Annotated in this window: 1 protein-coding gene and 1 CRISPR repeat array; the gene reads left to right on the forward strand. The window is 39.2% G+C overall.

The genetic code is table 11. The annotated features are described in order from the left end of the window. Nucleotides 1–160: 160 nt before the first annotated feature. Nucleotides 161–701: a CRISPR direct-repeat array (repeat unit 34 nt; unit sequence TTACCTATTAGGTCAAATAGGATTAGTTGGAAAC). A 568-nt stretch (nt 702–1269) separates the two neighbouring features. Continuing rightward, entirely contained in the window at nt 1270–4149 is a 2880-nt protein-coding gene (locus IM496_RS19830; protein ID WP_287663018.1) for a UPF0182 family protein, read from the forward strand. Nucleotides 4150–4439: the final 290 nt, after the last annotated feature.

Genomic DNA, 4439 nt, shown 5'->3' on the forward strand with positions numbered 1-4439 from the left:
CCAGCTACATCAAATGTTCCAAAAAAATATAGAAGAGCTAATGCAAATTAGCCGCTATCGGTTGAAGGATTACATCAAAGGACAAAGAGCGATATCGCTTGCCCTATCTACCTTCTAGCTCGCTTGTCCCCCTCTCAGGAATTAGCCCTACTCTTACTCCTTACCTATTAGGTTAAATAGGATTAGTTGGAAACCTTACATCCTTTAACCAGATTAAGATTCCTGGAACCCCTTACCTATTAGGTCAAATAGGATTAGTTGGAAACTGTCATAATATTTTTGAGTGATAAATGGGTAAAGTCCTTACCTATTAGGTCAAATAGGATTAGTTGGAAACGAAAAGTCTTAACCACGAAGGTTAAGGTTTGGTTTTTCTTTACCTATTAGGTCAAATAGGATTAGTTGGAAACCAAGCTCCGTCCAGCACCCGTTGATAAACTCGTTAGACCTTACCTATTAGGTCAAATAGGATTAGTTGGAAACTTCTTGAGATAGTAGATCGGCTTGCCTTGACTATCTACCTTACCTATTAGGTCAAATAGGATTAGTTGGAAACATTTGCTTCATGGTCATCCCCCCTGTCGTATCCTGGCCTTACCTATTAGGTCAAATAGGATTAGTTGGAAACTCTGGATAATTTTGTTGGCAAAAATCTAGGATTTTTTCCTTACCTATTAGGTCAAATAGGATTAGTTAAAAAGCAGAAAAAGGGTTTATAAATAAACCCTTTTTCTGCTTTTCAATTTTGTCGAAATATCTATAGGACATTCTGGGCGCACGCAGTTCGATAAACTCACTGACCACGATGCGCCCCTACCATTGGCACAATAATAATAATATTATTGTAGGGGCGAATTGCATTCGCCCTCTTTAATTAGAAACGGTGGTGATTCGGTAGTAGTGATGGCGGCTTAATCCTTTGCTTTGCTGTGCATTGTAGTCATGGATAAAATACCAAAGGGTTCCCCAACGTGATTCTCCATTTTTTTAGAGAAAGATAGACTCTCTTTCACCAGCAGAGAAATCCTTTGTCGAAAGGTATTATTTAATAATAAATATTTTACACAATTCATACCAGGTAAGCAAGAGGGCTACGGCACTACTGCCGAATCATTACCTGCTAATACTAGCTAAAATTGCTGACTTTAAGCGAAATTATCGCCCTAACCCGGCCATGGTTTCTTAAGTTTATCTTTAAATTAAGAAAAAGCAGCAGGGAGAAACTAAAATCGCTAGAATGAAAGAAGACTCTCTTTTATCACTTTATCCATGCTCATCAGATCTAACCGAAGCTCGATCGCTAAACCTATTTTACTGTTTCTCGGCTGCCTTGTGATCGGGGAGTTGGGGGTGTTAGTGGTAGCCAATAGCCTCTGGTTTACCGAGATGGGTTATTTAAACACTTTCCTGAAGCAATTATCTTGGCAACTGGGATTAGGTTGGGGAAGTGCGATTCTTTCTCTACTTTTTATTTTTACTAATTTACGTTTAGCCCAGCGTTTTCGTTGGCAAAAACCCCAGGAAGATAGTTATCCTCTTAGTCCTCAATCTCCTAGTATTAATTTACTCGGCCTTTTGATTATTGCAACGGGAATTGGAGCTTGGATCGGGTCAATGTTATTGTATTACAGTAAACTAGCCCTCAGTCTCTGGACACCGGATTTTAATCTCCCTAACCTTAGTTCTTCCCTAAGTTCTCCTCTGGAAATAGTTTGGATTAGGCAAGTATTAACCGATATTTCCAGTAATCTTTGGCAAGGAGTAATTATCGCTCTTTTAGTCTTGGGATTATTAATTAAAACCGAGTATTTTTTGAGAATAATATCTATAGTATTTACTGTAATGCTATCTTTTATTATTGCTGGGCAGTGGGCGAATTTTTTAAAATATTTTTATGGTGTTCCTTTCAATATTAACGATCCTCAATACGGGAATGATTTAGGTTTTTATATCTTTCAATTACCCCTGTGGCAGTTACTAGAGTTATGGCTCAGTGGTGTGGGAATATATACTCTTTTTGCTGTTAGTTTAACCTATCTTTTTTCGGGTGATAGTCTTTCTCTGGGAAAATTTCCGGGGTTTTCTCGTCCGCAACTGCGTCATTTATACGCCCTGTGGAGTGGGTTAATGGGGCTGTTAGTATTACACCATATTATTCAGCGTTACCTGCTACTTTACTCTCCCGAAGGAGTAGTTTATGGTGCGGGTTATATCGATGCTCATGTTGGTCAATTTATTGAAATTATTCTGGGAATTATTGCAGGAATAACCTGTATATGGTTAGGAGAAAAAGCATTATTTGGTAAAAAATACCGTCGCAAATTACACAAAACCGCCAAGAAAAAGTTGGTATTTTTCCCCTACTTAGTTCCTGTATTTCTCTATTTAATTGTTTGGATAAGTGGCATAATTATCAGTGGAGGATTACAAAGAATAATCGTACAACCGAATGAATTAGTGAGAGAAAGACCCTATATCGAAAGAAGTATTCAATCCACAAGAGCGGCTTTTTCCTTAGATAGAATTGATGCCCAAGTTTTCGATCCACAGGCCGAATTAAATGCCGAAGTTTTAGAGAAAAATCATCTGACTATCGATAATATTCGTCTTTGGGACACCAAACCACTGCTAGAAACTAACCGACAATTACAGCAAATTCGCTTATATTATAAATTCCCCGATGCTGATATCGATCGCTATCGGGTGCGAGTGGGATTGCCTGAAAAAATCGAAGAACGTCAAATATCTGAAAAACAACAGACCATTATTGCCGCTAGGGAATTAGATTATAGTGCGGTTCCCACTTCTGCTAATACTTGGGTGAATAAACATCTCGTTTATACCCACGGTTATGGGTTCACTCTTTCCCCGGTTAATTTAGTGGCTGCCGGGGGTTTACCCTACTATTTTGTCAAAGATATCGGCACAAATAAAGACGAAGGGGCCCTACAAACCTCTAGCGAATTAATTGATTATAGTATTCCCATTGGTAAACCCCGCATTTACTACGGGGAATTAACTAATAATTATGTGATGACTCCCACCACCGCAGAAGAATTGGATTTTCCCAGCGGGGACGGAAATGTCTATAATACCTACGATGGTAAGGGAGGAATCCTAGTGGGGACCGGGTGGAGACGTTGGCTATTTGCCCTTTATTTGCGGGATTGGCAAATGTTATTTAGCCAAGATTTTACTCCCGAAACTCGCCTGTTAATGCGTCGTGATATCCAAAATCGTGTGCAAACTATTGCCCCTTTTTTAAATTATGATCGCAACCCCTATTTAGTAGCGGCAGATGTGGGCGATAGTAGTAGTAAATTACATTGGATTATCGATGCTTATACTATCAGTGATCGCTATCCCTATTCTGACCCAGGGAAAGATAAATTTAACTATATTCGCAATTCGGTGAAAGTGGTAGTGGATGCCTATCATGGAACGGTGAATTTTTATGTTGCCGATCAAAATGATCCAATTATTCAGACGTGGAGTAAAATCTTTCCTCATCTCTTTAAATCTTTAGCAGAAATGCCGAAAACTCTCCGCAGTCATATCCGTTACCCCGAAGATTTATTTAGTACCCAAGCGGAAAGATTATTAACCTATCACATGACCGACCCGCAAGTATTTTATAATCGGGAGGATCAATGGGAAATTCCCCTAGAAATTTACGGCACGGAACCCCAGGCTGTATCACCCTATTATTTAATCATGAAACTGCCCGATTCCGACAAAGAAGAATTTATTCTCCTGCATCCCTATACTCCCTCTAGTCGGCAAAATTTAATCGCTTGGTTAGCGGCGCGTTCAGACGATAGAGAGTATGGTAAGTTATTACTCTATCAATTTCCTAAACAAAGGTTAGTGTACGGACCGAATCAAATTGAGGCTTTAATTAACCAAGATCCAGATATTTCTCAACAGATTTCCCTTTGGAATCGGGACGGTTCTAAAGTTTTGCAAGGACACCTATTAATTATTCCCATTGAACAATCGCTGCTTTATGTAGAACCTTTGTATCTAGTGGCAGACCAAAATAGTGTCCCGACAATCGCTAGAGTAACAGTTGCTTATCAAAATAAAATTGTCATGGAACCAACCTTGAAGGAAGCTTTAGAAAAGCTATTTCAAGGTGATCAGAGCTAAATTGCCGCTAATTGCCCACAAATTAGCAAGAAAGCTGATGCTGGTTCCAGAACGATCCTCAATATCCCCGAATTCGCCCAGAAAATTGCCTGCTCTGGTTAATCAGCCAATTTCAAAATCCAGTATCATCAAAGGATTGAGTTATGCTTTTAATTAGGGTCTGCTGAATAAATCTAAAAACCTTGTTGGGTAAGACTTTTAGACTTTTTGTCAATCAAAAAGTACCAGGCATGGGAGTGATCAGGGGGAAAATTGAGGTACTTTTTCCCTGAAAATTAGGTAGTTGACCA

Origin of the sequence: Microcystis sp. M049S2 (assembly GCF_020245625.1) — a bacterium.
GTDB classification, from domain to species: domain Bacteria; phylum Cyanobacteriota; class Cyanobacteriia; order Cyanobacteriales; family Microcystaceae; genus Microcystis; species Microcystis ichthyoblabe_A.

Bases quoted from the DNA above. Each gene is read 5' to 3' on its own strand.
- IM496_RS19830 (WP_287663018.1), top strand. From the start codon at position 1,270: ATGCTCATCAGATCTAACCGAAGCTCGATCGCTAAACCTATTTTACTG.